This window comes from Acinetobacter sp. GW821-FHT01C12 (assembly GCF_059422625.1).
This window is the reverse complement of sequence record NZ_JBWKXD010000017.1, coordinates 38,814-64,260: the sequence shown is the minus strand read 5'-3', so window position 1 is coordinate 64,260 and position 25,447 is coordinate 38,814. Positions and strand designations below refer to the sequence as shown.

21 protein-coding genes are annotated in these 25,447 nt (G+C 38.6%); 12 read left to right on the top strand and 9 right to left on the bottom strand.

Going from position 1 to position 25,447, the window contains the following annotated elements; all coding sequences use genetic code 11:
• Window positions 1-244: 244 nt before the first annotated feature.
• The gene (locus AC07WY_RS21245; protein ID WP_004718908.1) at window positions 245-811 is read right to left on the bottom strand and encodes a peptidylprolyl isomerase; all 567 of its coding nucleotides are present in this window, start codon (window positions 809-811) and stop codon (window positions 245-247) included.
• A 301-nt stretch (window positions 812-1,112) separates the two neighbouring features.
• Window positions 1,113-2,180: an alpha/beta hydrolase gene (locus AC07WY_RS21240; RefSeq protein WP_004718910.1), complete on the bottom strand. Its 1,068-nt coding sequence runs from the start codon at window positions 2,178-2,180 to the stop codon at window positions 1,113-1,115.
• Window positions 2,181-2,382: 202 nt separating this feature from the next.
• On the opposite strand from AC07WY_RS21240, the gene AC07WY_RS21235 reads away from it, so the two are divergent.
• The 3 genes from AC07WY_RS21235 to erpA all read left to right on the top strand — a co-directional run bounded on the left by AC07WY_RS21235 (window position 2,383) and on the right by erpA (window position 4,687).
• Window positions 2,383-2,847, top strand: coding sequence for a hypothetical protein (locus tag AC07WY_RS21235; protein WP_004818195.1), 465 nt, complete (start codon window positions 2,383-2,385; stop codon window positions 2,845-2,847).
• 370 nt (window positions 2,848-3,217) lie between these two features.
• Window positions 3,218-4,222 (top strand): putative solute-binding protein, encoded by a 1,005-nt coding sequence (locus AC07WY_RS21230; RefSeq protein ID WP_004818193.1) that lies wholly within the window; start codon window positions 3,218-3,220, stop codon window positions 4,220-4,222.
• 129 nt (window positions 4,223-4,351) lie between these two features.
• The gene (gene erpA / locus AC07WY_RS21225; protein ID WP_004718915.1) at window positions 4,352-4,687 is read left to right on the top strand and encodes an iron-sulfur cluster insertion protein ErpA; all 336 of its coding nucleotides are present in this window, start codon (window positions 4,352-4,354) and stop codon (window positions 4,685-4,687) included.
• A gap of 70 nt (window positions 4,688-4,757) precedes the next feature.
• Here the strand turns inward: erpA and AC07WY_RS21220 are convergent, their stop codons facing one another.
• A complete protein-coding gene (locus AC07WY_RS21220; protein WP_004818192.1) occupies window positions 4,758-5,600 on the bottom strand; it encodes an alpha/beta fold hydrolase in 843 nt (280 codons plus the stop codon).
• A gap of 192 nt (window positions 5,601-5,792) precedes the next feature.
• Complete coding sequence (locus AC07WY_RS21215) at window positions 5,793-6,920, bottom strand: anhydro-N-acetylmuramic acid kinase (protein ID WP_035370790.1); 1,128 nt, start codon at window positions 6,918-6,920, stop codon at window positions 5,793-5,795.
• 82 nt (window positions 6,921-7,002) lie between these two features.
• Here AC07WY_RS21215 and tyrS point away from each other — a divergent pair, with 82 nt between their 5' ends.
• Window positions 7,003-8,217, top strand: a complete 1,215-nt coding sequence (gene tyrS, locus AC07WY_RS21210; RefSeq protein ID WP_166782880.1) for a tyrosine--tRNA ligase — start codon at window positions 7,003-7,005, stop codon at window positions 8,215-8,217.
• Between the two features lie 63 nt (window positions 8,218-8,280).
• Here tyrS and AC07WY_RS21205 read toward each other — a convergent pair whose 3' ends face one another.
• On the bottom strand, window positions 8,281-9,285 hold the full coding sequence (locus AC07WY_RS21205) for a putative solute-binding protein (protein ID WP_004718922.1): 1,005 nt from the start codon (window positions 9,283-9,285) through the stop codon (window positions 8,281-8,283).
• A gap of 467 nt (window positions 9,286-9,752) precedes the next feature.
• On the opposite strand from AC07WY_RS21205, the gene AC07WY_RS21200 reads away from it, so the two are divergent.
• On the top strand, window positions 9,753-11,687 hold the full coding sequence (locus AC07WY_RS21200) for an ATP-binding cassette domain-containing protein (RefSeq protein ID WP_262084738.1): 1,935 nt from the start codon (window positions 9,753-9,755) through the stop codon (window positions 11,685-11,687).
• Between the two features lie 1,022 nt (window positions 11,688-12,709).
• Window positions 12,710-13,717 (top strand): putative solute-binding protein, encoded by a 1,008-nt coding sequence (locus AC07WY_RS21195; protein WP_004718925.1) that lies wholly within the window; start codon window positions 12,710-12,712, stop codon window positions 13,715-13,717.
• A gap of 170 nt (window positions 13,718-13,887) precedes the next feature.
• Here the strand turns inward: AC07WY_RS21195 and gyrB are convergent, their stop codons facing one another.
• The 4 genes from gyrB to dnaA form a co-directional block, all read right to left on the bottom strand.
• Window positions 13,888-16,356, bottom strand: a complete 2,469-nt coding sequence (gene gyrB / locus AC07WY_RS21190; protein ID WP_494737052.1) for a DNA topoisomerase (ATP-hydrolyzing) subunit B — start codon at window positions 16,354-16,356, stop codon at window positions 13,888-13,890.
• A 52-nt stretch (window positions 16,357-16,408) separates the two neighbouring features.
• Window positions 16,409-17,491 carry a DNA replication/repair protein RecF gene (gene recF / locus AC07WY_RS21185; RefSeq protein WP_004718931.1) on the bottom strand — a complete coding sequence of 361 codons (1,083 nt, stop codon included), beginning with the start codon at window positions 17,489-17,491 and terminating at the stop codon, window positions 16,409-16,411.
• A 24-nt stretch (window positions 17,492-17,515) separates the two neighbouring features.
• On the bottom strand, window positions 17,516-18,664 hold the full coding sequence (gene dnaN, locus AC07WY_RS21180) for a DNA polymerase III subunit beta (RefSeq protein ID WP_004718933.1): 1,149 nt from the start codon (window positions 18,662-18,664) through the stop codon (window positions 17,516-17,518).
• Window positions 18,665-18,774: 110 nt separating this feature from the next.
• Complete coding sequence (gene dnaA / locus AC07WY_RS21175) at window positions 18,775-20,166, bottom strand: chromosomal replication initiator protein DnaA (RefSeq protein ID WP_096732407.1); 1,392 nt, start codon at window positions 20,164-20,166, stop codon at window positions 18,775-18,777.
• A gap of 672 nt (window positions 20,167-20,838) precedes the next feature.
• On the opposite strand from dnaA, the gene rpmH reads away from it, so the two are divergent.
• From rpmH to AC07WY_RS21145, 6 genes are all read left to right on the top strand, one after another.
• Entirely contained in the window at window positions 20,839-20,973 is a 135-nt protein-coding gene (gene rpmH, locus AC07WY_RS21170) for a 50S ribosomal protein L34 (RefSeq protein ID WP_000831329.1), read from the top strand.
• A gap of 33 nt (window positions 20,974-21,006) precedes the next feature.
• Entirely contained in the window at window positions 21,007-21,399 is a 393-nt protein-coding gene (gene rnpA / locus AC07WY_RS21165) for a ribonuclease P protein component (RefSeq protein WP_004718937.1), read from the top strand.
• Window positions 21,400-21,408: 9 nt separating this feature from the next.
• Window positions 21,409-21,729, top strand: a complete 321-nt coding sequence (gene yidD, locus AC07WY_RS21160; protein WP_004718939.1) for a membrane protein insertion efficiency factor YidD — start codon at window positions 21,409-21,411, stop codon at window positions 21,727-21,729.
• A gap of 5 nt (window positions 21,730-21,734) precedes the next feature.
• Window positions 21,735-23,474: a membrane protein insertase YidC gene (yidC, locus tag AC07WY_RS21155; RefSeq protein ID WP_004718941.1), complete on the top strand. Its 1,740-nt coding sequence runs from the start codon at window positions 21,735-21,737 to the stop codon at window positions 23,472-23,474.
• A gap of 89 nt (window positions 23,475-23,563) precedes the next feature.
• Window positions 23,564-24,928, top strand: coding sequence for a tRNA uridine-5-carboxymethylaminomethyl(34) synthesis GTPase MnmE (gene mnmE / locus AC07WY_RS21150; protein ID WP_333666568.1), 1,365 nt, complete (start codon window positions 23,564-23,566; stop codon window positions 24,926-24,928).
• Between the two features lie 139 nt (window positions 24,929-25,067).
• On the top strand, window positions 25,068-25,430 hold the full coding sequence (locus AC07WY_RS21145) for a NirD/YgiW/YdeI family stress tolerance protein (protein ID WP_494737051.1): 363 nt from the start codon (window positions 25,068-25,070) through the stop codon (window positions 25,428-25,430).
• Window positions 25,431-25,447 lie beyond the last annotated feature (17 nt).

Below are 25,447 nucleotides of genomic sequence, written 5' to 3'. Positions count from 1 at the left end.
GTGATAAATAAGACGCAATAAACATTTAACAACTTAACCCTCTAAGCTAAGTTCGTTTGCTGTATCGCGTCGGGATGAGCTCATTATAGGGCAATTTCTTACACACGCAAGTGCTTTTAACTGATTGTTTTATTGAGTGTTGTATTTTTATGCACTGTTTTGGTTCATTTTTAGGCTTTTTGTCGCGTAAGCTTTTAATATTAAAGCAGAAATATGAACAAAATATTTCTGCTTTATTTTTTAACTATTTTTTCACATTTGTTTTTATTGTTTGAATACTGATGATTTTTACAGCTTGTTTAGGTACATCTTGGTGCATACCCACTGTTTGTGTTGGTGTCTGTACGATTTTATCGACGATATCCAGTCCTTGTGTCACCTTACCAAATACGGCGTACCCAGGGTTTCCAGCAGACTTATTTAAAAAGTCGTTATTTGCAACATTAATAAAGAATTGACTGGTTGCAGAGTTTGGCGCATTAGTCCGTGCCATAGCCAAAGTCCCACGAACGTTCTTTAAGCCATTGCTAGATTCATTCTGGATCGCTGGTTGAGTAGCCTTCTCTTTCATGTTGCTATCAAAACCACCGCCTTGAATCATAAAACCAGGGATAACACGATGGAAAATGGTGCCGTTGTAAAATTGACTATTTACATAGCTCTTAAAATTTTTTACTGATATCGGTGCTTGATCATCATAAAGCTCTATATTGATGTTGCCTAAATTGGTTTTAATTTGCATATCTGTATTGGCGAACGCTTGATTCACCAAAACCACTAAAGCAAGACCGATGCCTATTTTTTTGATCATTCTCTTTTCCTTAAACATTTTAAATTAATAAGCCTCTCATAGTAGTCTGCTTTTATTCTGTTGAAAAATGACATTTAAACACGTTTACCAATACTCAACAGTATTCACGACTATATCTATATAGCTGTCATAAGCCTTACTGGTTGTTGAATATGTTGATGATGCTTTATCAACAAAAGAACTGTATGGATAAATCCGTGTGCTTAGCCTTTATAGAACAATTATTCTTATTTGATTATTTTTTAATCAATCACTTTTGTTCCACGTGAAACAAAAGTGATTTGTACAAGATGATATTGTGTTATTGCTTATCCCAGAATTTACGGAACTCTTTACTCATCTCTATAACGTATTTTTTAGCTTTACGTGAAACAGGGGTTAAGTTAATAAATCCGTGGGTTTGATCTTCATAATCCTGATAATGAACCTTTACCCCATTTTGACGTAACTTATAAGCATAAATTTTACCTTCATCGTGCAAAAGATCATGTCCAGCCGTTACTACAAATGCAGGGGCAAGTTTCTTTAGCTGGCCATTGGTCGGTGAAATGATTGGATCATCCAATGCCATATTAAAACGTGTCGCATAATAGTCGGTCACATAATCAATATCTGAGCCTGTCAACACCAAGCCATCTTTATAAGCAAAGAAAGATGGATGTCGACTCTTAAAATCAACGGCAGGATAAATCAAGAACTGGGCTTGAGGCGCAAACACTGTATTGACTGTGCGTTGTGCAACAACAGCGCTAATATTTCCGCCCGCACTATCTCCTGCAACCGCAATCCGGTTTTTGAGAATTTTAAATTGACGGCGATTTTGATACACCCAAGCCAAAGCATCTTCACAAGACTGAATTAGGTCACGTGGGCCAACTTCAGGTGCGAGTGGATATTCAATACTTAAAACCTGAACTTTTGCATGAGCAGCAATTAAGCGACACACTTCATCATGGGTGTCTACACTACCCACCACAAAACCACCGCCATGATAAAATACAATCATTGGCAATTTTTTATTTGGTGCAGGATGGTAATGGCGTGCATAGACGCTGCCACTTTGTAACGGAAGACGAATATCTTCAACAAATTGGATATGGGTCGGTTTGTTTATAATAGATTGCATTTGTGATTCAAATTGCTTTCTAGAGCGCTCTACATCTGCGCCAATAAAACCCACTTTGCCCTGTTTAAGTTGAGCTGCCATCAAACATTTGGTGAAACTATCCAATTGAGGAAACTGGTACGGGTAACCCAATAACTTGGTTAATGACTCTTGAGCGAATGTAGGCAAACGATCTAAAGCCCTACCTGCCGAACCCTGCCCTTTTTCGACTAAATCATGAATACTACGTTGAAAAGCAACCATTACGCTTCTTCCTTAAATGTTCAAATTCTTCATATTGTCTACATGATCAGGCATCGACTGACTATAATCTTATACAAGTCTCATCATCGATATACAAATATAATTTTTAAATACGCTAATCTGAGTTAAATGACTTGTCATTGACTATTTTGCTATATCTGAATTTTTTTTTGCTATTTTGCTTGTTAAATGGAGACAACTTATGGCTATAAAAGCATTAATTGTTTCATTCATAACATCTATTATTGCTGTTGGTTGTGTTGCATTTCCTGAAGATGGTTATGACTCTCGCGGCTATGGGCAACCCGTATATCGAGATTATGGCTATGGACAACGCTATGATCCAAGATATGACCGAAACAATGATCGCCAACGTTGGGAACGCGAGCGAGCTTATCGTTTACAACAAATGCGCATTGAACAAGAACGGCGCCAAAAGAACTGGGATAAACAACGCTGGCAATATGAACAAGCCAAACGTGATCAAATGAAAAAGCAGCAATGGGAACAACATAGAAAAGATTGGAACAATAAATCAAATCGTGACCATCGCTGGGACAATAGACCTGATCAAAAACAGTGGCAACAGCGTGATCGTCAAAATCAACAACAGCAACGTGATAAAAGACGTGATGAGCGTAAAAACAGAGATCAAAACCAAGATTAATCTTCAAGAATCTGGGGCTAACCCAGATTCTTTTGTCTTTTTAGCAAACAATTTATTCATTTATAAAAGCAAAAGTAATGATTTTCCTCAGTAATTAATAGCTTCTGACATTTCTTCTTTGCTGAGGAAATTTTGTCATTTGGGTCATTGCGAACCGACTCATTTCAAGTAATGATTTCAATAACATCAATTCATCATTGAACTCGAACAATTGATTTGGAAAATCGATTGTTCAGAATAGATCATGTTGGGTTTAGCAATAAACGATTTTCTAAACTAGATACATTTTTGATGTCACAAAGTTCTATTGGTCGAAGCTCTTCGATTCAATTGAACATGAATAATATTGATCATGGAAAGGAAAAAAATAATGAAATGGTCTAATGCTCTCATTGCTGCTGCGGGTCTTTTGCTTGCAACATCTGCCACTCAAGCAAAACAAGTCATGTGTGTATTTGATTTAGTAGGCAAAAATGGTGATGTGTTTACCTTAATGAAAGATTATCAACTTGCAGCGAAAAACTGGGGTGCGGATCTGGAATTAAAAGTGAATTCAAATGAATCTGTTATTGCAGAAGATTTTAAAGCGGGTAAATGTGATGCTGTCAGTATCACAGGTATGCGTGGCCGCCAATTTAATAGTTTCACCGGTTCTTTAGATGCAATTGGTGCGATTCCAGATCTCAATCTCGCGGTAAAAGTCATGCAAGGCTTAGCAAATCCAAACTTTGCAAAATACATGACCAGCGGAAAATATGAAGTTGTTGGTGTTATTCCAGTAGGTGATGCTTTCCTGATGGTCAATGACCGCAATATCAATACCGTAGCAAAAGCAGCAGGTAAAAAAATTGCGGTACTCGACTATGACCAAGCACAAAAAATTATGGTTCAACAAATTGGTGCTCAAGCAGTTGCCGCGGATGTTACAAATTTTGGCAGTAAATTCAATAATGGTCAGGTTGATATTATTGGTGCACCTGCAGCGGTATTTAAACCTTTAGAGCTGCATAAGGGTTTAGGAACCAAAGGCGCTATTGTGAATTACCCACTGCTACAAGTCACAGGTAATATCATCATTCGTCCAGATAAATTCCCTGCTGGCTATGGTCAAAAATCTCGTGATTGGATTAAAACGCAATTGCCTCGTGCAAACACTATCATTGGAAAAATGAAAGCAGATATTCCGGCGAAATACTGGATGCAAGTTCCAGATGGTGATAAGCCTGGTTATCAAAAACTCATGCGTGAATCGCGTATCAGCTTGACCAAACAAGGCGTTTATAACAAACAAATGATGAAAATCCTTTGGCAATTCCGTTGTAAAAACGATCCGAAAAACTTTGAATGTGCGCTACAAGATGAGAACTACAAATAATTCTAGATTAAATCCGATAAATTTAGTCTGAATTTACTTTAAAGTTCACTCACTGACCATATATTGAGTATGTTATACTGAATATATGGTCTTTTCATTTAAGCCATTTGAAATCTGAGGAACAATATCATGACCGCCCAAGCACTTGAGCTGACTGACAATGCTGCAAATAAAGTTCGCCAACTTCGTGATAGCGAAGGTAATCAAGATCTGATGTTACGTGTCTATGTAACGGGTGGCGGCTGTTCAGGATTTTCTTATGGATTTAACTTTGCCGAAAGTATGAATGAAGATGATGCTGAATTTATAAATGGTGATGTAAAAATGTTGGTTGACTCGTTGAGTTATCAATATCTCGTCGGTTCTAAAGTTGACTATATTGAAGGCTTAGAAGGCTCACGTTTTATTGTAGAAAACCCGAATGCAACAACAACTTGTGGTTGTGGTTCATCATTCTCCATTTAATTCAAAGCATATTTTGAATCAAATCATGCCCTCTTCTTATGAGGGCATTTTTATGGTTGAGACATCAAGCTTAAATCGTTTCTAAAATATGTTGGCTCAATTGTTTTGCATTCTGCACTGGAATCCAATGCGTCGCATCCATCACAATTTCTTTATAAGCTGCTTTTACATAATGATGATTTAAGGCAACGCTTTTAGAACCGATCGCCGAGTCATGTTTGCCCCAAATAAATAATGTCGGCACACAAACTGGTTGGGTTAAATTTTTATTTGAACTAAATGGAAGTCCCCGATACCAATTTAATGCAGAACTTAGACGCTTTTCCACCACGATGTCTTGTTGGAAATCTTCGAGTTGTTTTGCGGTCATTCCTGAATCTTTTAATAAACCTAGACCCAACTTCGGTAATTTCTCAAATAATAATTCTGGAATTTTAGGTAACTGGAATAAACCAATATAGTAAGATTTTAACAATTGATTACTGCTGAACATCGAACGCATAAATGCCGCTTTATGCGGTACAGAAATCGTAATCAAATGTTTTATTTTTTCAGGATAGCGTTGAGCAACATCCCAAGCAACCACTGCCCCCCAATCATGCCCAACTAAATAAACCTGTTGTTGAATCATATCGATTAAAGCATTTACATCTTCAACCAAAGCAGAACTTCTATAATCACGGCGGTTTTGCGGTTGTGCACCTAAACTATAACCACGTTGATTGACAGCAAAAGTACGATAACCGTTTTGATTCAGGATCTCTGCAGTTTCTTGCCAGCTTTTATTGGTTTCAGGAAAACCATGTAACAAGACAAAAGGCTGCCCATCCAAAGGACCCGAATCTATCACATCAAAGCTAAAACCCTCTCTTTGAAATGATTCTATGCGCTGTTTCTGTATCGCTAAGTTCATTGTGATCTCAGTTTTAATTTTTATTGATAGTGGAAGCTTATGCGCTATTTTTTAACAGCAGTAAAGGACAATCTCAGCGCTAAACAGGTCGATCATTGTTCTACAAAATATCTCACACTGCTATACCGCACTTGTTCTTGTGTAAATATTGATTACTAAGGTGTATCACTCACCTTAGCAATCATTTTATTTTTAAACTGCCGTAATCGTGCCTAAGATACGATAGCCTTTTGCCCCCGTAACAGCAGGTAGGTTGCCACTTAACTGTTGGTCAAAACGCATGGCGAGCCACGCAAATGCGGTTGCCTCTACCCATGTCGGTGCTAAGCCCAATGCAGAAGTCGATTGTACAGACCAATTGTGCTTACGTAGACGCCAACGGAGTTGTTCAAGTAGATGTGAGTTATAAGCACCTCCACCGCAAACATAGACCTCACCCGTATCTAGAGGCGAACGATAAATGGCTTTCTTGATGGCACGTGTCGTGAGTTTCATCAACGTTGCCTGAATATTTTCAGGGGTATCTTCTAATTCATCATATTCTAAATCATTACGCCAATCTAAAATCTGCTCATCTAACCATTCCAAGTTAAAGTCTTCACGCCCTGTACTTTTTGGAGGTTCTTTAGAGAAGTATTCATTTGCTTGAAGGCGATCTAACAATGAACGTATCGGTTGACCATAAGCTGCCCAATTGCCATTTTCGTCATAAGGTTGCCCAGTATAACGATGACACCACGCATCCATAAGAATATTGGCAGGGCCTGTATCAAAACCATAAACATTCTGCTCATCACCAGCAGGCAGCATGCTGACATTGGCAATCCCCCCTAAATTGAGAATCACTCGATGAATGGTTGAATGTTGGAATAAAGCTTGATGAAACGCTGGAACTAGAGGAGCACCCTGCCCACCTGCCGCCATATCACGACGACGAAAATCTGAAATCACAGGAATTTGAGTAATTTCCGTAATAATATTTGGATCACCAATTTGTAAAGTAAACCCATGTTCTGGGCGATGCCGAATAGTTTGTCCATGACAACCAATCGCTTTAATTTGGCTTTTATCTAAATTATTTTCTTGTATAAGTTGGTTAATACCATTGCCAATCATGGTTGCAAGAGCGACATCCGCCTTACCCATTCGATCGATTTCATTATCATCAGGTAAGGTCAATGCCATCAATTCATCACGTAAATGAGGATCAAAAGCGACTGTAAGCGTGGCATGGATATGTAAAGGATCAAATGAAGCAGCAACAAAATCGACGCCATCCATGCTGGTTCCAGTCATTACGCCAATATAGATTGTTGTCATGAGATATTCTTCGCCTGCATTATGCTGAAAAAATGTTAGTATATCGCACAAATAGTCTAACTGAAGTATTTGGGTTTTTGTAATGTCAAATTTCCTGCCGGCTGAAGAACAACTTGCCCTCATTCGCCGAGGCACTCACGAAATTATTTCTGAAGAAGATCTTCTGAAGAAACTAAAAGAAAATCGTCCTTTAAAAATTAAAGCAGGATTTGATCCAACTGCCCCAGATTTACATTTGGGTCATACTGTTTTAATTAACAAATTAAAAGCGTTTCAAGATCTTGGTCATGATGTCACATTCTTGATTGGTGATTATACCGCCATGATTGGTGACCCAACAGGTAAGAGTGCGACTCGTCCACCGCTATCGCGTGAACAAGTTTTAGAAAATGCCAAAACATATCAAGAACAAGTGTTTAAAATTCTTGATCCAAATAAAACCAAAGTTCGTTTTAACTCTGAGTGGTTTGCAACAAAAACCGCTGCTGATTTGATTCAATTGGCTTCGCAGCAAACTGTTGCGCGTATGCTAGAACGTGATGACTTTACTAAACGCTATAATAGCCATCAACCGATTGCTATTCATGAGTTTTTATATCCTTTGGTTCAAGGTTACGACTCTATCGCGCTTGAAGCCGATGTTGAGCTTGGTGGTACAGACCAGACCTTTAACTTACTCATGGGGCGTACTCTTCAAGGTCGTTATGATCAAGAAGCTCAAGTATGTATTACCGTACCGATCCTAGAAGGATTGGATGGCGTTAATAAAATGTCGAAGTCTTTAGGCAACTATATTGGTGTATTTGATGCCCCTGGCGCAATGTACCAAAAAGTATTGTCTATGCCTGACAGCTTGATTGAGCGCTATTTTGAATTACTCAGCTTTAAATCTATGGACGAAATTGACATTCTTCTCAAAGAAATGGCTGAAGGTCGTAATCCGCAAGACATTAAGAAAATTCTTGCACTTGAGTTGGTTGAACGCTTCCATGGCGCTGAAGCTGCTGAACATGCACATAAAGGTGCGGGTAACTTAATCACAGAAGGCGAGCTACCTGAAGGTACGCCTGAAGTGACTATTTCTCGTGGTGAATACAATGGAGAAATCTCAATTGTGTCTATTTTACGTGCCGCAGGCTTAACCAAGAATTCAGCACAATCTAAAGATGCTGTTTCACGTGGAGCCGTAAAAGTAGATTGGGAAGTTGTGGATGCAAACTTCACTGTGAAAGAAAATGTTACTTTGGTTATTCAGGCAAGTAAAAAAGCCATTGCAAAAGTGACCTTTACCGATTAATCCCGTCTAAGCCAATAAAACCAGAAAAGCCATCAACATTGATGGCTTTTTTATTGAATAAGTTTATTCACCTGCAAGTGAACATTCAAAGTTGGTGCGATCTACCGTACAGCGTGCTTTTTTCAGTACCGACATCATCACAGGATCGTACACCCCTCTTTTTGTTAACTCAATCCGCCCTTCTCGCAATAATTTCTGATAACGGAGTGCATCATCCTTAGATACATTTAATTTATATTTTGCTGGAATTTCAGCTTCCATTTTTTCTATTTTCTTAAATGAACTTGGTAACTGCTTCACAGCCCACTCACGTGACTTAATACCAAAACCTTCTGGAAACTGCTCAGGTTTAATAATTAAATCGGCAGTCACATTCACTACGGGATAAGTAAACATTGCACCATTGCTACCTAAACCTTTATAAATTTCCAATGGTTTATAGGCATAGGCTGGTGAAGCAATCGCATCCACCTCACCATCATTAAATTTTTTCACAAAATTAAAAATATCAGAAGGAACCCCGATTGCACCTACACGTTCAACAGCAACCTTTTGTGCAAGATCATAATGCAGATAGGCAAACTTTTTACCTTTGCCCTTTTCTAAAGTATTCATTGCGCGATCTTTAACAAAGATATAAGCAATACCAATCGGGGTAATCATTGCCAATTCATATTTGACCCCATTTTTTTCAGAAACCAATCTTTTTGCATTGCGTTTATCCAAGGCATAGTTGATCGCTCTTCTGGCAATTTCATTGTTGGGAATTCCTCCCAAAGCATCAATAGATCCACCAAATTTATTGTATTCACGTGAACGCATCGTGGTCATTGCCGCGGCATCACATTTATTGGTTTTAAAATTTTTATCCACAGCTTCTTCTGACTGATACACGGTTAAATTAATATCAGCGCCCCATGCTTTGGCAGCTAAAGCCCATTCTTCCATGAGTTTATAAGATTCACCTGCTTTACCCAGTAAATCAAACACACACACATTTTGTTTTGCCTGTAGCAGAGGTGAAAAAAAAACTGAAAAAACAATCGGTAAATATCCTATTTTATTCATCATCTAACGTCCATATTTTTATAAATAGATTTATCCTTGTAGATGTAAAAGCAATCCGAGTCTTTTACTTTAACTACACATTTTTAGGTGATACCGTGATTAATTCTACATAAACTGGATATTTTGTGTTAGTTTTTTAACCAACTTTTAGATGAGATAAAAAATTTAGGACAAAATTCTGATAAAAATAAGCGGCTGAGCTGATTTCATTGAGCGGTTTTTTATTGAGTGGTTTTAAAATTAAAATATTCTAATGATTGCTGCTGGTTTTGGAGATATACGCATTTTTTATTGAAGCACTCACAATAAAGCATTGCTTGTTTTTTTGAATTGATCTTATTTACCCAATTTATTGTGCTTTTCACTCAAGAAAAGACATTTTGTCACTTCTTTTATCAAATACATTTTTTGAACTCTACCATTTATCCTTTACTATACCGCATCCGATATTCAATAGTCAGTTTCCTATGATTCAGTTAGACCAACTTTCAATTCGCCGTGGTGGACGCATTTTATTCCAAAAAGCGTCTATGCAACTTCATCCTGGTTGGAAAATTGGTTTAACAGGTGTAAATGGTGCGGGTAAATCCACATTGTTCTCAGCACTTTTGGGTGGAATGGAGTCAGACAGCGGTAGCTTAACCCGTCCAAATATATGGACCGTTGCCCATATGGCTCAGGAAATCAAAGCTTTAGATATGAAAGCTATTGATTTTGTGTTATCTGGTGATGAAGAATATTGGCTCATCCAAGACAAACTAAATCATTCTGAAGATTTGAGTAATGATGAGTTAGCGCATTTATATAGCCGTTTTGAAGAAATCCATGGCTATACAGCTGCATCTAAAGCATCTCAACTGATGGCTGGTTTAGGTTTTTTTGAGCATCAATCAGAACTCTTGGTTTCAAGTTTCTCTGGTGGGTGGCGGATGCGTTTAAATCTTGCTCGGACCCTGATGAGTCGCTCAGACTTACTATTACTCGATGAACCGACCAACCATTTAGACTTAGATGCAATTTTATGGTTAGAAGATTGGCTCAAGGCATATGAAGGCACGCTCATTTTAATTTCACATGACCGCGATTTCTTAGATGCAATCACAGATCATATTTTACATATCGAAAATCAAGTACTGACTTTATATACCGGCAACTACTCTACTTTTGAAACCACACGTGCTGAGCGATTAGCACAACAACAACAAGCGTTTGAAAAGCAACAAGAAGCTAAAGCACACTTACAAAAATTTATTGACCGTTTTAAAGCCAAAGCGACTAAAGCACGACAAGCGCAAAGCCGTATTAAACAACTTGAACGTATGCAAGAACTTGCCCCTGCACATGTCGATAATCCATTTACCTTTAGTTTCCGTGAACCAAGCAAAATGAGTTCACCGCTGCTCACACTCGAACATGCAGATATTGGCTATGGCGATAAATTAATTGTCACCAATGTAAATTTACAGATTACACCAAGCAGTCGTATCGGTTTACTGGGAATGAATGGTGCAGGTAAATCGACCCTAATTAAATCTTTAGTCGGTGATTTACCGCTGATTCAAGGTTTACGTAAAGATTCTGAGTTACTCAACATTGGTTATTTTGCCCAGCACCAAATGGATGCTTTAGATGGCAATGCCAGCCCGATGTTACAACTTTCTCGCATTGCTGACCCAAAGATCAGTGAAGCAGCATTACGCTCCTTTTTAGGAAGTTTTGGTTTTAGTGGTGAACGTATGGACACCCCAAGCGAAAGCTTCTCTGGCGGTGAACGTGCGCGTTTGGCTTTGGCTTTAATCGTCTGGCTGCGTCCAAATGTTTTAATTCTCGACGAACCGACTAACCATTTAGATTTAGATATGCGCCATGCACTTACGATGGCTTTACAGGATTTTGAAGGTGCTGTGGTTTTAGTTTCCCATGAACGTCAGCTGATCGCTTCAGTCTGTGATGAACTTATTTTGGTTCATGCAGGTCAAAGCAAGGAATTTGACGGGGATTTACAAGATTATGCAACGTGGTTACGTCAAGCACGTATCGATATGATCAAGAATGGACAACAGCCTAGTGCACCTGTTCAATCTCAGGTGGTTGAAAAGCCAAGTATTTCAAAACTCGATAAAGAAGCACAACGTAAAGAAGCTGCTCGTCAGCGTGAACTGAGCCGTCCTATTCGTAAAAATATCGAGAAAATTGAAAGCCAAATTGGAAAAATTCAACCTAGACTTGCAGAAATTGAAGCATTACTTGCAGACTCAACCCTTTATGAGGCAAACCGTAAAGATGATTTACTCAAACTCATGAATGAACAGACAGAGTTAAAAGTAAAATTAGAACAAACTGAAGAAAAAATGCTTGAACTGATGATGGAACTAGAAACATTAGAAAGCTCTTTCGATTAAAAGGCGCTTTTAATTAAAAAGTGCTTTTAAAGACAGTAAGCCCCTCAAATTAGCTAGAAATAGGCAAATGCCTCTTCTAGCTTTTTAATAAAATATAATTAAAATTCAATAAGTTAAATTATAAAAATAATTTTGTTTAAAATTTTAACCGCAACTTCATCACCTTAACAAAATTTAAAGCTCTATACCTCTTCTCATAAATCATCAGTAATTCAATACATAGCCACGCTATGCAAACACACTCAGGTGTTGTTTCTCATTACTTTAGATTTCCCCAGATCAAAAAGAAGGCTTTTTATCACAATAATCCAATAAAAATCATAAGCTTATTTTATTCAACCTCCAAACCACATCCAACAGCCGCGTCCAAGCCTAAAAGCATCTTTGAATCGACAAAATAAAATCATAACTTTTATTTATAATAGACAATTTCCACCGTGGAACATATTAGCACACCTAAATAATAGCAAAAAAGGCTTTAAAAAAGACAATTCATTTGAACTTAAAAATATTTTTTATCAATTGCTTGTGGATAAGTTAAAATTTTAAAACAGTTCTTCTGACTCATTCTTTGAGAGCATTTTTTAATAATTTTGAAGTTTTATACGTGATTAAATCAGTCAGTGTTGATCGAATTTAGGCTTAATTGCAAAGTTACCCACATACTTATCAACATTATTTTGGTTAATAATAGAACAAAATTCAAGTGCAAAATTTAACCGTTCGTCGCTTTTTATAATGAACATTCATCTAATTTTTTTTGATTTCAGCAAAATTATTTAAAATTACATAGATCATGAATTTCGAACAATTTGTAATGAAAAAGCATAACTCAGACTTAAAAAACTGATTTACTTATAAAAAGATTGTCGATGAAATGAGAGTTAAGTCGCTAATTCACAATAATTGTCAAAAAAAAAATAATAAATGGAGTAAATGCTCTATTTTTTTCAAACAAAGCTGATTAATATTGCGCTTATGGAAAAGTTCCTAAAGATGGATAAATAGATAAGGACGAAAATATGAAAAAAATTGCATTCGCTATTGCTGCAACTTCAATCGTTGGATTTAGTTCAGCATCTCAAGCTGCGACAGATGTCTGCGTATTTGACTTATTAGGTAAGTCAGGTGAATCATTTCAAATGGCACAAGAATGGGCATTATCAGCAAAAAGCTGGGGCGCTGATATCAATCTCATTCCAAAACAAGATGAGGCTGTTGCAGATAACGACTTTAAAGCAGGCAAATGCGATGGCGTATTTATGACTGCAATGCGTGCGCGTCAATACAATAAATTTGTGGGTTCAATCGACTCTATTGGTGGTGTGCCAAGTAATGCGATTGCACAAAAAGCCATTACTTTTGCCTTAGATGCGCGTAATGCTGCAAAAATGACCACAACCTTGGGTGGTAAAAAATACGAAGTTGCTGGTATTGCACCACTTGGTTCAGCATTTATTTTTGTACGTGATAAAAATATCAACTCGATTGAAAAAGCCGCTGGGAAAAAGTTTGCTGTGTTAAGCTATGACAGCGCTCAAAAAATTCTAGTACAACGTGTTGGTGCACAAGCAGTTCCTTCAGATATCACCAACTTTGTTGCAAAATTCAACAATGGTCAAGTTGATATGGTCGGTGCACCAGCTTATGCCTACAAACCGCTTGAAATTCAAAAAGGTTTAGGCGCAAATGGGGCAATGTTTAACTTCCCTGTATTACAAGTAACTGCTGACTTTGTCATCCGTCCTGAAAAGTTCCCTGCAGGTTTTGGTCAAAAATCTCGTGATTATTTTGTGAAAAACTTGCCAAAAAGCTTTGCTATGATTAATCGCTTAGAAGCGACTATTCCAGCAAAATACAAAATGAATTTAACCGCTGAAGATAAGCTGAAATATCAAAAATTAATGCGTGATGGCCGTTTAGAACTGACTAAACAAGGTATTTATGATGCAGGTATGATGTCTGTGTTGAAAAAAGCACGTTGTTCAGTAGATAAAGCCAACTTTGAATGTACGCTAGGTGGTGAATAATACTTTAGCTGAAATAAGCTAAAGTCTACAAAAAAACCAGCTTTGATAAGCTGGTTTTTTTGCTTTAAATTTTTAAATAGAAGCAGTCGCACTATCAAAATTAAAATAGCGGATATAAAAAAGGGAATAAACCTCGGTTTATTCCCTTTTTTTGATTAAAATGAGTTTAATTAAGCATCAATATCTGCATTTAATGCATTTTCTTCAATGAACGCACGACGCGGTTCTACATCATCGCCCATTAAACATGCAAACATACGATCGGCTTCAATCGCATCATCAATGGTCACTTGCAGCATATTACGGTTTTCAGGATCCATTGTAGTTTCCCAAAGCTGTTCAGCATTCATCTCACCCAAACCTTTATAGCGTTGGATCATCATGCCACGACGTGAATCTGTCAGAATGTGTTGCCAAACTTGATGGAAAGTCGAAACGTTGATTTTACGTTCGCCTTTTTGCAGATAAGCACCTTCTTCTAACAAGGTGAACCAGCTCTTCGAGTTCTGCAATAAACGCTTATATTCGCCCGATGCCAATAAACCCGCATCTAATAAATAGCTATGCGGTAAATTGTGCACATAAATCGTTATACGCGGGAAATAGATCGTCGTTTTAAGCCCGTCAGCAGTTTCTTTATCAAAGGGTTCCAAGCCCAACACTGGACGTAAACTTGGTTGCGTTGTTTCAATCGCAGCACGAAGTTTCTCACCCCATTGTTGTACATAATCTTGGTCATGATTTTGATCAAGTTTAAAATGCTCAAGACTCAATAAACCATCCAGCAAAGTCGCAGGATAACGTACAGTTAAACGCTGCAAACTCTTTTGAGAGGTTTGATAATCAGCAATTACTTTCTCTAATGCTACGCCACGAATTGCAGGCGCTTCAGCATTGACACGTAATTCAAGTTCATCAATCGCATTTGAAATCAAATAAGTCTCTAAAGCATCATTGTCTTTAATGTACTGCTCTTGCTTACCTTTTTTCAGTTTATACAGTGGTGGTTGCGCAATATAAATATAACCACGTTCCACAAGTTCTGGCATTTGACGGAAGAAGAAAGTCAAAAGCAGGGTACGAATGTGTGAACCATCCACGTCAGCATCGGTCATGATAATGATTTTATGATAACGCAACTTGTCTGGGTTATATTCTTCACGGCCAATACCACATCCTAATGCAGTAATTAGCGTACCCACTTCCTGTGATGAAATCATCTTATCGAAACGTGCACGCTCCACATTCAGGATTTTACCTTTGAGCGGAAGAATGGCTTGCATTTTACGGTTACGGCCTTGTTTTGCAGAACCGCCCGCAGAGTCACCCTCGACCAAGTATAATTCTGAAAGTGCTGGATCTTTTTCCTGACAGTCTGCCAATTTACCTGGAAGACCAGCAATATCAAGCGCACTCTTACGACGTGTCATTTCACGTGCTTTACGCGCAGCATCACGCGCACGTGCAGCATCAATAATCTTGCCTGCAATAGACTTTGCAGCCTGAGGATTTTCTAATAAATACTCAGAAAAGGCTTTGTTCATTGCCTGCTCGACAGCAGGTTTAACTTCACTCGACACCAATTTTTCTTTGGTTTGAGATGAGAATTTAGGATCAGGTACTTTAACTGAAACAATTGCTGTTAAGCCTTCACGCGCATCATCACCAGTAACTGCAACTTTCTCTTTTTTGAGTAAGTTTTCATTTTCCATGTAGCTGTTTAAGCCACGTGTCAACGCTGCACGGAAACCAGCTAAATGCGTTCCACCATCTTTTTGTGGAATATTGTTGGTAAAGCAACGAACATTCTCTTGATAGGTATCATTCCATTGCAAAGCAACTTCAACACCTATGCCATTTTCAGCTTGAGTGGTGAAATGGAAGATTTCATTGAGATGGGTTTTACCTTGGTTAATATATTTTACAAACTCAGATAAACCACCTTCGTAATCGAATACATGTTCTAAGGCAACACGTTCATCACGTAGGACAATACGAACACCCGCATTCAAGAATGAAAGTTCACGTAAGCGACGTGCCAAAATATCGACATTAAAAATCGTTTGGCTAAACGTTTCAGTACTTGGCCAGAAACGAACAATGGTCCCTGTGGTTTCGACATCACCCACAATTTTTAACGGATAAACCGGATCACCATGTTTATATTCTTGTTGATGAATATGACCAGCACGATGAATCGTAAGTTCAAGTTTGCTTGAAAGTGCATTAACTACAGATACACCTACGCCGTGCAAACCGCCTGAAACTTTATAGCTATTATCATCAAACTTACCACCTGCGTGCAGAATAGTAAGAATTACTTCTGCAGCAGAGACACCTTCTTCCGGGTGAATATCGGTTGGAATACCACGCCCATTATCTGCAACGCTGACTGACTCATCTTCATGAATAGTCACTAAAATTTCATCACAATGACCAGCTAAAGCTTCATCAATCGCGTTATCGACGACCTCAAATACCATATGGTGTAAGCCTGAACCATCATCAGTATCACCAATATACATACCTGGGCGTTTACGAACTGCATCTAGACCACGTAATACTTTGATACTAGAGGAATCATAAGCCTTTTCAATGGTTGGTTCTGTTTGAGAAGCTATTTGATCTTCTGAACTCATGGTTTCTCCCTAGTGAAAAATAGGTCTTTCCAAAATTGGCTAAAATCTAAAATCATGTTGCAACAACACTTACCTGACCTTGGTCAACATTGAATAACTGGTAGGAAATAGACAAATCATGTAAATGTTTTTTTACTGATTCATGGTCTAGTGTGGTAATAAAAACTTGACTACCAAGTTGGCTCAATCGCTCAATTAAACGTTGTTGTGCGCTTAAATCTAATTCTGCTGTCACATCATCTAATAATACCACAGTTTCTTTATTACAGGCATGTAACATGGCAATTTGTGATAGTTTTAAAGCCATTATCAATAACTTTTTCTGCCCTCTAGACAGTACCACATCCGCTTCGCCTAATGGGGTTTTTAATCGGATATCTGCACGATGCGGTCCATACTCGGTATAACGTCGATCAACATCTTTTTGGTGATATTGAATCAGGTCATTGGCCAAACCATGTTCCACATGGAACCCTGCACTATATTCCATTTCAATCTTTAAATCGGGTAGCAACTGCGCCAAATCTTCTTGTAAATATAGCTTCCATTGCTCAACAATCTCGACCCGTTGAGAATGCAACATTTCACCATAATCACTGAGCATTTTGTTCCACGGCTCTAAATCGAGCAAAGTTAGATTACGTTTGGTTTTAAGTAAGCTATTTCTTTGCTTTAAAGCGCGTGAATAATATTGCCACGCATGATAGAAATCTGGTTCCACGTGAAACATGAGCCAATCCAACAATTGGCGACGTGGTTTTGCCCCATGATCAATAATATCGGTACTTAATGGGTCAATCAGTTGCAAAGGTAAGATTTTGGCAAGCTGCCCTTGGGTTGCAACAGTATCACCATTGACTTTAATTAACTGCTCACCACTTTGCAGCTTTTGCATACCAATCTTTTCAGTCAAAGATTGGGCAAAAACAATGGCGTCTGATTGATTATTTTGAATGTAATTTTTAGGGATATGTGTTCGAAAAGATCGACCTGTTGCCAATAAATGAATGGCCTCTAAAATCGAAGTTTTGCCTGAACCATTTTGTCCATAAAAAACATTAAACGGTTGCAACTCATGCAGAGCAACCGTCTTGAGGTTTCGAACACGTTGTATATTTAAACGCGTAATATGCATGGCTATGATTTAAAAATAAATCAATTAAACACGCATCGGCATCACAACATAAGTTTGATTAGATTGGGTTGGATCTTGTACCAATACCGACTGATTCGCTTCAGACATGGTCATTGCGACATCATCACCATCTAAAACGCTTAATACATCTAAAATATATTGCGCATTAAACGACATTTCCATCGGCGCATTGGCATATTGAATAGCTAAATCTTCAATCGCTTCATCTTGCTCAGGGTTATTGGCACGTAATTGCAAAGAATCAGCATTAAAGTTTAAGAATACACCACGTAATTTTTCATTACTTAAAATCGCAACACGTTGTAAGGATTGCTTAAATACATCATGTGGAATATTTACAACTTTGTCACCGCCACGTGGAATCACACGACGATAATCAGGGAATTTCCCATCAATTAATTTTGTTGTGAAACGTACCGTAATATCGCCTTGTTCTTTGTCGCGGCTAGAGGTTTGAATGGTAACATTTAACAATTCACGACCAATTAACAAGGTCAGTTGCTCATCTTCGATACTTAAAAGACGTTGTAACTCACCGACTGCTTTACGTGGAACAATGGCTTGAACCAATTGTGCAGCGGTTGAAGACGCCAATGTTTCACACAATGCTAAACGGTGCCCATCGGTAGTGACTGCGCGTAATTGATTTTCATCAATTTCTAATAATGTACCTGTCAGGTAAAAACGTACATCTTGCACAGCCATGGCAAATGAAGTTTTTTCAAATAAACGTTTTAATTCACGCTCAGTGACTTGAACTTGAGTGCCTTGGCTATTTTCATTGGTTAACAATGGATAATCTTCAGCAGGCAAGGTTCCTAAAACAAAGCGGCTGTTTCCAGATTTTAAAATACAGCGTTGATCTTCAGTGATCTGCAAATCAATCAAAGCTGCTGCTGGTAAAGATTTACAAATATCGACCAACTTACGTGCAGGAACTGTGGTTTCCCCTGCTTGTAAACATGCACCTTCAGCTAGAGTTGTACTTGCCACAAGCTCCACTTCCAAATCCGATCCTGTAATCGTAAGGGCTTGATTTGTAGCTTGAATTTTCACGTTTGAAAGAATGTTTAAAGTATGGCGACGTTCAACTGCTCCAACCACATGGGACAAAACATTAAGTAAGCTCTCTTTCGCGATTTTCAAACGCACGGTGGAATTCCTCTAACTAAATATGACAAAAATGTGGGTAATAAATTTTTTTTAATGACGTACTATGCGGCAGTTTATGCCGCATTGCAAGCGCATAATTTGTACAAATTTTAACTTTGTAACAGGCGCATGAGGTTTTTATAATCCTCATTAAAAATTGGATCTTCATCGCGTAAACTTTGCACTTTTTCACAGGCATGCATGACCGTACTGTGGTCACGACCACCGAATGCCATCCCAATTTCAGGGAAACTGTCTCCAGTAAGCTCACGCGCAAGCCCCATCGCCAACTGACGTGGTCGTGCGTAAATACGTGTGCGTTTTGGTCCCACCAATTCTTTCAATGGAATACGGAAGTATTCACTCACTACGCGTTGAATGTTTTCAGTACTGATGGTACGGGCACGAATCGCCAAAACATCTTTCAATGATTCACGCACCACTTCTAGATCAATTGCAGACCCCTTAAAGCGTGAGATTGCCACAACTTTGTTTAAAGCGCCTTCAAGCTCTCGCACATTGGCAACAACCTGTTGTGCAATAAATAAAGCGCAATTTCGAGGCAGATCGATGCCACTGCTTTCGGCTTTTTTCAGCAAAATTTCGATACGTGTTTCAATATCTGGTGGTTCAACCCCAACCGATAGTCCCCATGAAAAACGCGAGACTAAACGCGGATCCAATTCAGTTAATTCTTTTGGATAACGGTCAGAGGTCAAAATAATTTGTTTAGATTCATCCAATAAAGCATTGAATGTATAGAAAAATTCAACAAGACTGGCTTCTTTACCTGCCAACAAATGAATATCATCAACCAACAATAAATCTAAAGAACGGCAATTCTTTTTAAATTCTTCAACCTTGCCTTTTTGCAAAGAGCTGACAAAGTCTTGGACAAAGCTTTCCGCAGTCATATACATCACACGCGCATTTGGCTTTGCCTGTAATAATGCATTCCCAACCGCTTGCATTAAATGCGTTTTACCTAAGCCTGTAGGGCCGTATAAAAAGAGTGGATTATGTTGAGATTCACCGAGTTGTGTTAAAACTTTACGGCAAGTTTCAGCCGCCATTTGGTTTGAACGACCTTCAACAAATAAAGCAAAGTTAAATAATGGGTTAAGTTGTCGTTTCTTCACATTTTTTGCAGAAACAACTTCATATTCTTTGTCTTTTTTGGCTTTGATATGCTGTGTAGGCATCGGAGAACTTTCAAGCGCTGCCGTTGTGGTAGCAGGCTGTTCAGCAGCAGAAAGAATTGCACCAGGACGCGAGTCGACTAAAATTTCGACTTTGCGAATACGACCTTCAGATAATTGTTCTGCCAAAATAGAAATCAGTTCTAAATGATGTTCTTGAATGTAGCGAGTCCAATATGGATTGGGTGCATACAGTTTTAAAGTATCTTCGACTTCTTCTGCAACCAAAGGACGAATCCACATGGCAAAGACATTATCAGAGAGCTCTTGTCGCAAGCGAGTTAAGCAGTCCGTCCAAAGCATGTGAAACCCCTTCATTCAATTTTAAATTCAAAAAAGACTATTTACCCCTACCCTGTAGGTGAAGGGGTCGCCATTCTAACCAAGTTATCCACATCTGTCATGGTTAATTCAATCTAATTCGCTCAAAAAAGCAACCTTCTGTAAATAAATTCAAATTCAAAGCAGTTGTGGATAAGGTTTTCCACAAGCTGTGGATAAATTATCACAGAAAGTTATCCACAATCCATCAAATTAATAGAAACATGGATACTCACAAGGTAAGTTATTATTATTTATCTTAAAAAAGCGGTTTTCCACAGAAAAAATGCTCCCTAATAATAATAAATATAAATTTTAAATTTGAATTTATTTATAAGGATCAGGATTTCTGTGGATAAAGCTTAAGTTATGAATTTAAATTCAAAACAACACGATTTTTAAATTTAAATTGTGAATCAGCCTATGGATAACTTTGAGGATATATCTGTGTGTAACTCTTATTTGCATTATAAAAGAATAAGTTATACTGTGAATATATATTTTTAATAATTTATTCAATTTAATCTATATAAAGTTGTTGTCTGGGTAAAAATAAAGCGCCTATATAAAAGAAATGTGTATATTTATTGACAGAATAAAGAATGCACAATACAATCGCGAACCTTTAGAAAAGATCAATTTTGGAGTTTCGATATGAAACGTACATTCCAACCATCTGAATTAAAGCGCAAGCGTGTTCATGGTTTCCGTGCTCGTATGGCTACTAAGGCTGGTCGTCAAGTATTAGCTCGCCGTCGTGCAAAAGGCCGTCATAGTTTAACTGTTTAATTTTTTAGACAGTTGATAGACGACTTGGGTGTTATGTCTCTTTATAGTTTCAGTCCAGAGGTGAGAATCCACTGCGCTGCTGATTACAAAGATGTATTTGATGGTGCGCTTTTTAAAGTGCATCAACCCCATTTTATATTCTTAGCAAAAGTCACCGAACAGCCTAAAAGCCGTTTGGGTATTGTTGTTGCAAAGAAGAAAGTGCGCCGTGCGCATGAAAGAAATCGAATAAAACGTTTAACGCGTGAAAGTTTTCGCTTAAACCAGCAAAATATAGATTTATTGGATATTGTGGTGATGCCTAAAGTTGGTATAGAAGCAGTTCCAAATGCTGAGCTTTTTCAGCAATTACAATTTGCTTGGTTGAAATTGCAGCGCATTGTTAAAAAGCACCATAAAATAGCTCAATCTTCCCCTCAAAAATAGAGGATACCAATGATTCGTTTATTGCATTGGTTGATTCGTTTCTATCAAATTGCGATTAGTCCTCTCATTGGACCTCGTTGTCGTTATATTCCGACTTGTTCTCAATATTCGTTAGAAGCGATCCATACGCACGGCGCATTAAAAGGTAGCTGGTTAGCGACCAAACGCGTGTGTCGTTGTCATCCTTGGGGTGGGTATGGTTATGATCCTGTGCCAAAAAAAACAATTCGTTTTATTTCATTTCAGCAAATAGATTCTCAAACGCTTCATGTTCCTGTACCCTTGCGTGAACGTTTATTGAACCAAAATCACTCTAACCACTTGGGGTAATAGATATGCAACAATGGGCCAGGTTTGCAATCCTTGGGGCCATGTTAGTCACCGCATATTTGCTCATTTTGGCTTGGCAAAAAGACTACGGTCATGACAATACATCGAAGGCTGCGACACCGCAGGCTGTTGTAGCGCATGATGTGTCTGCCGATCTGCCAAAAGGTCAAGCAACTGCGGCCACTAGCGATGTTCCACAAGCAAATATAGCTGCTGCACAACAGAATACAGCTGCACCAGCCACAGCAAATCAACAATTGATTTCAGTACAAACTGACCTTTATCATCTTTGGATTAGTCCTAAAGGTGGTGATATTGTTCGTATTGAATTACTGAATCATGACAAGAGCAAAGACAGTGATCAGCCTTTTGTTATGCTTGAAAGTGATGCAAAACGTACCTATGTTGCGCAATCTGGGTTAATTGGATTGAATGGTCCGGACAGTAAGCCAGATCGTCCAAACTATGCGTTTGAAAAAACTGCTTATACTATTGCAGATGCCAAAGCAGCCAAAGACAAAGATGGCAAGACATCGCAAGTTTTAGCTGTACCAATGGTATTTAAAACAGCAGATGGCGTTGAAATCATCAAAACATTTACCTTTAAACAAGGTCAATATCCAATCGATGTGAGCTATCAGGTTGTCAACCGTAGTGCGCAAAATTGGCAAGGACAAATGTTTGGTCAAATTAAGCGTGATAACTCAGATGATCCAGGAAAAACCTCTCAAGGGATTTTTACACTTGGAACATATTTGGGTGGCGCTTGGGGTACACCTGATGAGCATTATAACAAGCTAAAATTTGCAAATTTTACCGATGAAAAACTCAACACTGAAGCAAAAGGCGGATGGGTTGCGATTGTTCAGCATTATTTTGTAAGTGCTTGGATGCCTGGTCATTTTGGCGGTCAAGAATACACAGCAAAATTGGAATCTCGTAAATCTGCAGATGGTATGAATATCATCGGATTTACTTCTCCAACCATCAATGTTCCAGCTGGAAAAGCAATGAGCATTGATGCAACGTTCTACTCTGGTCCAAAAATTCAATCTGAATTAAAAGACTTGGCTGTTGGTTTAAACCAAACTGTAGACTATGGTTGGTTATGGCCAATTGCAAAATTATTATTTGCTGGCTTACAGTTCTTCCATAATCTTGTAGGTAACTGGGGCTGGTCAATTATCTTATTGACTGTATTGGTTAAGCTTATTCTTTGGCCATTGTCGTCTAAGAGCTATCGTTCTATGGCGAAAATGCGTGTGATTGCCCCTGAAATGCAACGCATGAAAGAAGAGTTTGGTGAAGACCGCATGCGTTTCTCACAAGAAATGATGGCGCTTTACAAACGTGAGCAAGTCAATCCACTTGCAGGTTGTTTACCATTGCTGTTGCAAATGCCAATCTTCTTAGCATTGTATTGGGTATTGATGGAATCTGTAGAGCTTCGTCATGCACCATGGATGCTTTGGATTCAAGATTTATCTGCGATGGATCCTTGGTTTATTTTGCCGTTGATCATGGGTGTAACGATGTTTGTTCAACAAATGTTGAACCCACAACCTACTGATCCAATGCAAGCTAAAGTCTTCAAAATCATGCCGATCATGTTTACAGTATTTATGCTGTTCTTCCCTTCTGGCTTGGTTTTATACTGGATTGTGAACAACTCGATCACGATTCTGCAACAATGGTTTATCAACAAAAATGTTGCTAAAGCCAAAGTCGCAAGCGAAGTGGTTTAATCTTCATAGATTAAGCAATAGCTGAAAAAATCCGCTTAAGATGGTAATCTTAGGCGGATTTTTTTATTGTCAAAGTTTGAGTAATTTAGATGAGCAACCCTGTAAGCCAAACCACAATTGCAGCAATTGCGACTCCACCTGGACGTGGTGGTGTAGGTGTGATTCGTCTATCTGGTCCTAAGGCTTATGCGATTGCACAAGCTTTAACTCATAAAGCGCTTCCCCAAGCGCGCTTTGCTGGTTTTCGTCAGTTTTTTGATGAAAAAGGTGAAGTGATGGATGAGGGGCTAGCAATTTGCTTTCCAAATCCAAACTCGTTTACGGGGGAAGATGTGGTGGAATTGCAGGGACATGGTGGCCCTGTAATTCAAAATGCACTTCTTGCACGATTGTTTGAGCTGGGTGCTATTGCCGCCAAAGCAGGCGAGTTTTCCATGCGAGCCTTTGAAAATGGCAAAATGGACTTGGTTCAAGCTGAAGCGATTGCAGATTTAATTGATGCCACCTCACAAGCCGCTGCGCGTTCAGCAGTACGTTCATTGCAAGGTGCATTTTCCAATAAAGTGAATACTGTATTGGAAAAACTGATTCATTTACGTTTGCATGTTGAAGCGGCTATTGATTTTCCTGAAGAGGAAATCGACTTTTTGGCAGATGGAAAAATTCTTCATCTGCTTGAAGATGTGCAGGCTTCAGTCTCTGCTGTACAACACTCTGCGCGTCAGGGGCAATTATTACGTGAAGGTCTGCAAGTGGTGATCGCAGGTAAGCCAAATGCGGGTAAATCTTCGTTATTGAATGCCTTGGCGGGAAATGACCGTGCCATTGTTACGGATATTGCAGGAACGACGCGTGATGTACTGCATGAGAAAATTACTTTAAATGGCTTACCCATCACACTGACCGATACTGCGGGCTTACGTGAGACAGGTGATGTGGTCGAAAAAGAAGGCATCCGCCGAGCAATCAAAGAAATTGAGCAAGCGGATTTATTACTTTTGGTTTATGACCTGAGCCAAGGTGAAAATCCTTTAGCACTTGCTCAGCGCTATTTTGAAGATCATTTAGAAACTAAACGCTTGATGTTGATTGGTAACAAATGTGATTTAACTGCGCAATCACCTGAATTAAGTGATTTTCAAGGTTTTCGCCATATTAGCGTGTCGGCCAAACAGGAAATGGGCGTACAAGCGCTTATAGATGCGATTACAGCGCATGCTGGCTTCCATCCTGAAGAAGATACCTTTATTGCACGGACACGCCATTTAGACGCAATGAAGCGCACTCAGCACTATCTTGCAGAAGCACATGAGCAACTTGAGGTCTATCATGCGGGTGAACTGGTCGCTGAATCGTTACGTTTAGCACAGAATGCCTTAGCTGAGATCACAGGCGATTTTAGTGCAGATGATCTGTTAGGGGTAATTTTTGGCTCGTTCTGTATTGGAAAGTAATCCTTTACTCTAACAGCTTAAAAGCGGACATAAGTCCGCTTTTTTTGATGAAAAGTTGTGCTTTTGTAAGCTGAATTTACATCAATCTTAGAATTGTTTACTGTAAGATCAATTACATATTCAACAAAGGCTTCTTTTCATGAAAAAAACTCCTTTATTGCTTGCGATTGCTGTTTTAGTGATGACGTCAAATGTTTGGGCGGGTAAAGATGATCATGTGATTATTCAAGAAGCTGCCAAAAACAAGATCACCATTGGACAAGCAATACGTGCCAATGATGAAACAGCTGTCACCTTGACGGGGACAATTGTTCGTCAAATAAAATATGAACATTATGAGCTAAAAGACAGCACAGGAACTATCGGGATCGAAGTGGATGACGATCTTATCGATTTAAAAAAGTTAAAACCGGGTACCAAAGTTAAAGTTGTGGGGGAAGTCGATACTCACCGCTATAAACCCACTGATATAGAAGTGGTTAAAATTGAGATTATTCAATAATTGCTTTTAACCAACAT

What these genes read in the sequence shown, in the direction of transcription:
- AC07WY_RS21245 (WP_004718908.1), bottom strand. Translation starts at nt 811, where the DNA reads ATGATCAAAAAAATAGGCATCGGTCTTGCTTTAGTGGTTTTGGTGAAT.
- AC07WY_RS21240 (WP_004718910.1), bottom strand. Translation starts at nt 2,180, where the DNA reads ATGGTTGCTTTTCAACGTAGTATTCATGATTTAGTCGAAAAAGGGCAG.
- AC07WY_RS21235 (WP_004818195.1), top strand. Translation starts at nt 2,383, where the DNA reads ATGGCTATAAAAGCATTAATTGTTTCATTCATAACATCTATTATTGCT.
- AC07WY_RS21230 (WP_004818193.1), top strand. Translation starts at nt 3,218, where the DNA reads ATGAAATGGTCTAATGCTCTCATTGCTGCTGCGGGTCTTTTGCTTGCA.
- erpA (WP_004718915.1), top strand. Translation starts at nt 4,352, where the DNA reads ATGACCGCCCAAGCACTTGAGCTGACTGACAATGCTGCAAATAAAGTT.
- AC07WY_RS21220 (WP_004818192.1), bottom strand. Translation starts at nt 5,600, where the DNA reads ATGAACTTAGCGATACAGAAACAGCGCATAGAATCATTTCAAAGAGAG.
- AC07WY_RS21215 (WP_035370790.1), bottom strand. Translation starts at nt 6,920, where the DNA reads ATGACAACAATCTATATTGGCGTAATGACTGGAACCAGCATGGATGGC.
- tyrS (WP_166782880.1), top strand. Translation starts at nt 7,003, where the DNA reads ATGTCAAATTTCCTGCCGGCTGAAGAACAACTTGCCCTCATTCGCCGA.
- AC07WY_RS21205 (WP_004718922.1), bottom strand. Translation starts at nt 9,285, where the DNA reads ATGAATAAAATAGGATATTTACCGATTGTTTTTTCAGTTTTTTTTTCA.
- AC07WY_RS21200 (WP_262084738.1), top strand. Translation starts at nt 9,753, where the DNA reads ATGATTCAGTTAGACCAACTTTCAATTCGCCGTGGTGGACGCATTTTA.
- AC07WY_RS21195 (WP_004718925.1), top strand. Translation starts at nt 12,710, where the DNA reads ATGAAAAAAATTGCATTCGCTATTGCTGCAACTTCAATCGTTGGATTT.
- gyrB (WP_494737052.1), bottom strand. Translation starts at nt 16,356, where the DNA reads ATGAGTTCAGAAGATCAAATAGCTTCTCAAACAGAACCAACCATTGAA.
- recF (WP_004718931.1), bottom strand. Translation starts at nt 17,491, where the DNA reads ATGCATATTACGCGTTTAAATATACAACGTGTTCGAAACCTCAAGACG.
- dnaA (WP_096732407.1), bottom strand. Translation starts at nt 20,166, where the DNA reads ATGCTTTGGACGGACTGCTTAACTCGCTTGCGACAAGAGCTCTCTGAT.
- rpmH (WP_000831329.1), top strand. Translation starts at nt 20,839, where the DNA reads ATGAAACGTACATTCCAACCATCTGAATTAAAGCGCAAGCGTGTTCAT.
- rnpA (WP_004718937.1), top strand. Translation starts at nt 21,007, where the DNA reads ATGTCTCTTTATAGTTTCAGTCCAGAGGTGAGAATCCACTGCGCTGCT.
- yidD (WP_004718939.1), top strand. Translation starts at nt 21,409, where the DNA reads ATGATTCGTTTATTGCATTGGTTGATTCGTTTCTATCAAATTGCGATT.
- yidC (WP_004718941.1), top strand. Translation starts at nt 21,735, where the DNA reads ATGCAACAATGGGCCAGGTTTGCAATCCTTGGGGCCATGTTAGTCACC.
- mnmE (WP_333666568.1), top strand. Translation starts at nt 23,564, where the DNA reads ATGAGCAACCCTGTAAGCCAAACCACAATTGCAGCAATTGCGACTCCA.
- AC07WY_RS21145 (WP_494737051.1), top strand. Translation starts at nt 25,068, where the DNA reads ATGAAAAAAACTCCTTTATTGCTTGCGATTGCTGTTTTAGTGATGACG.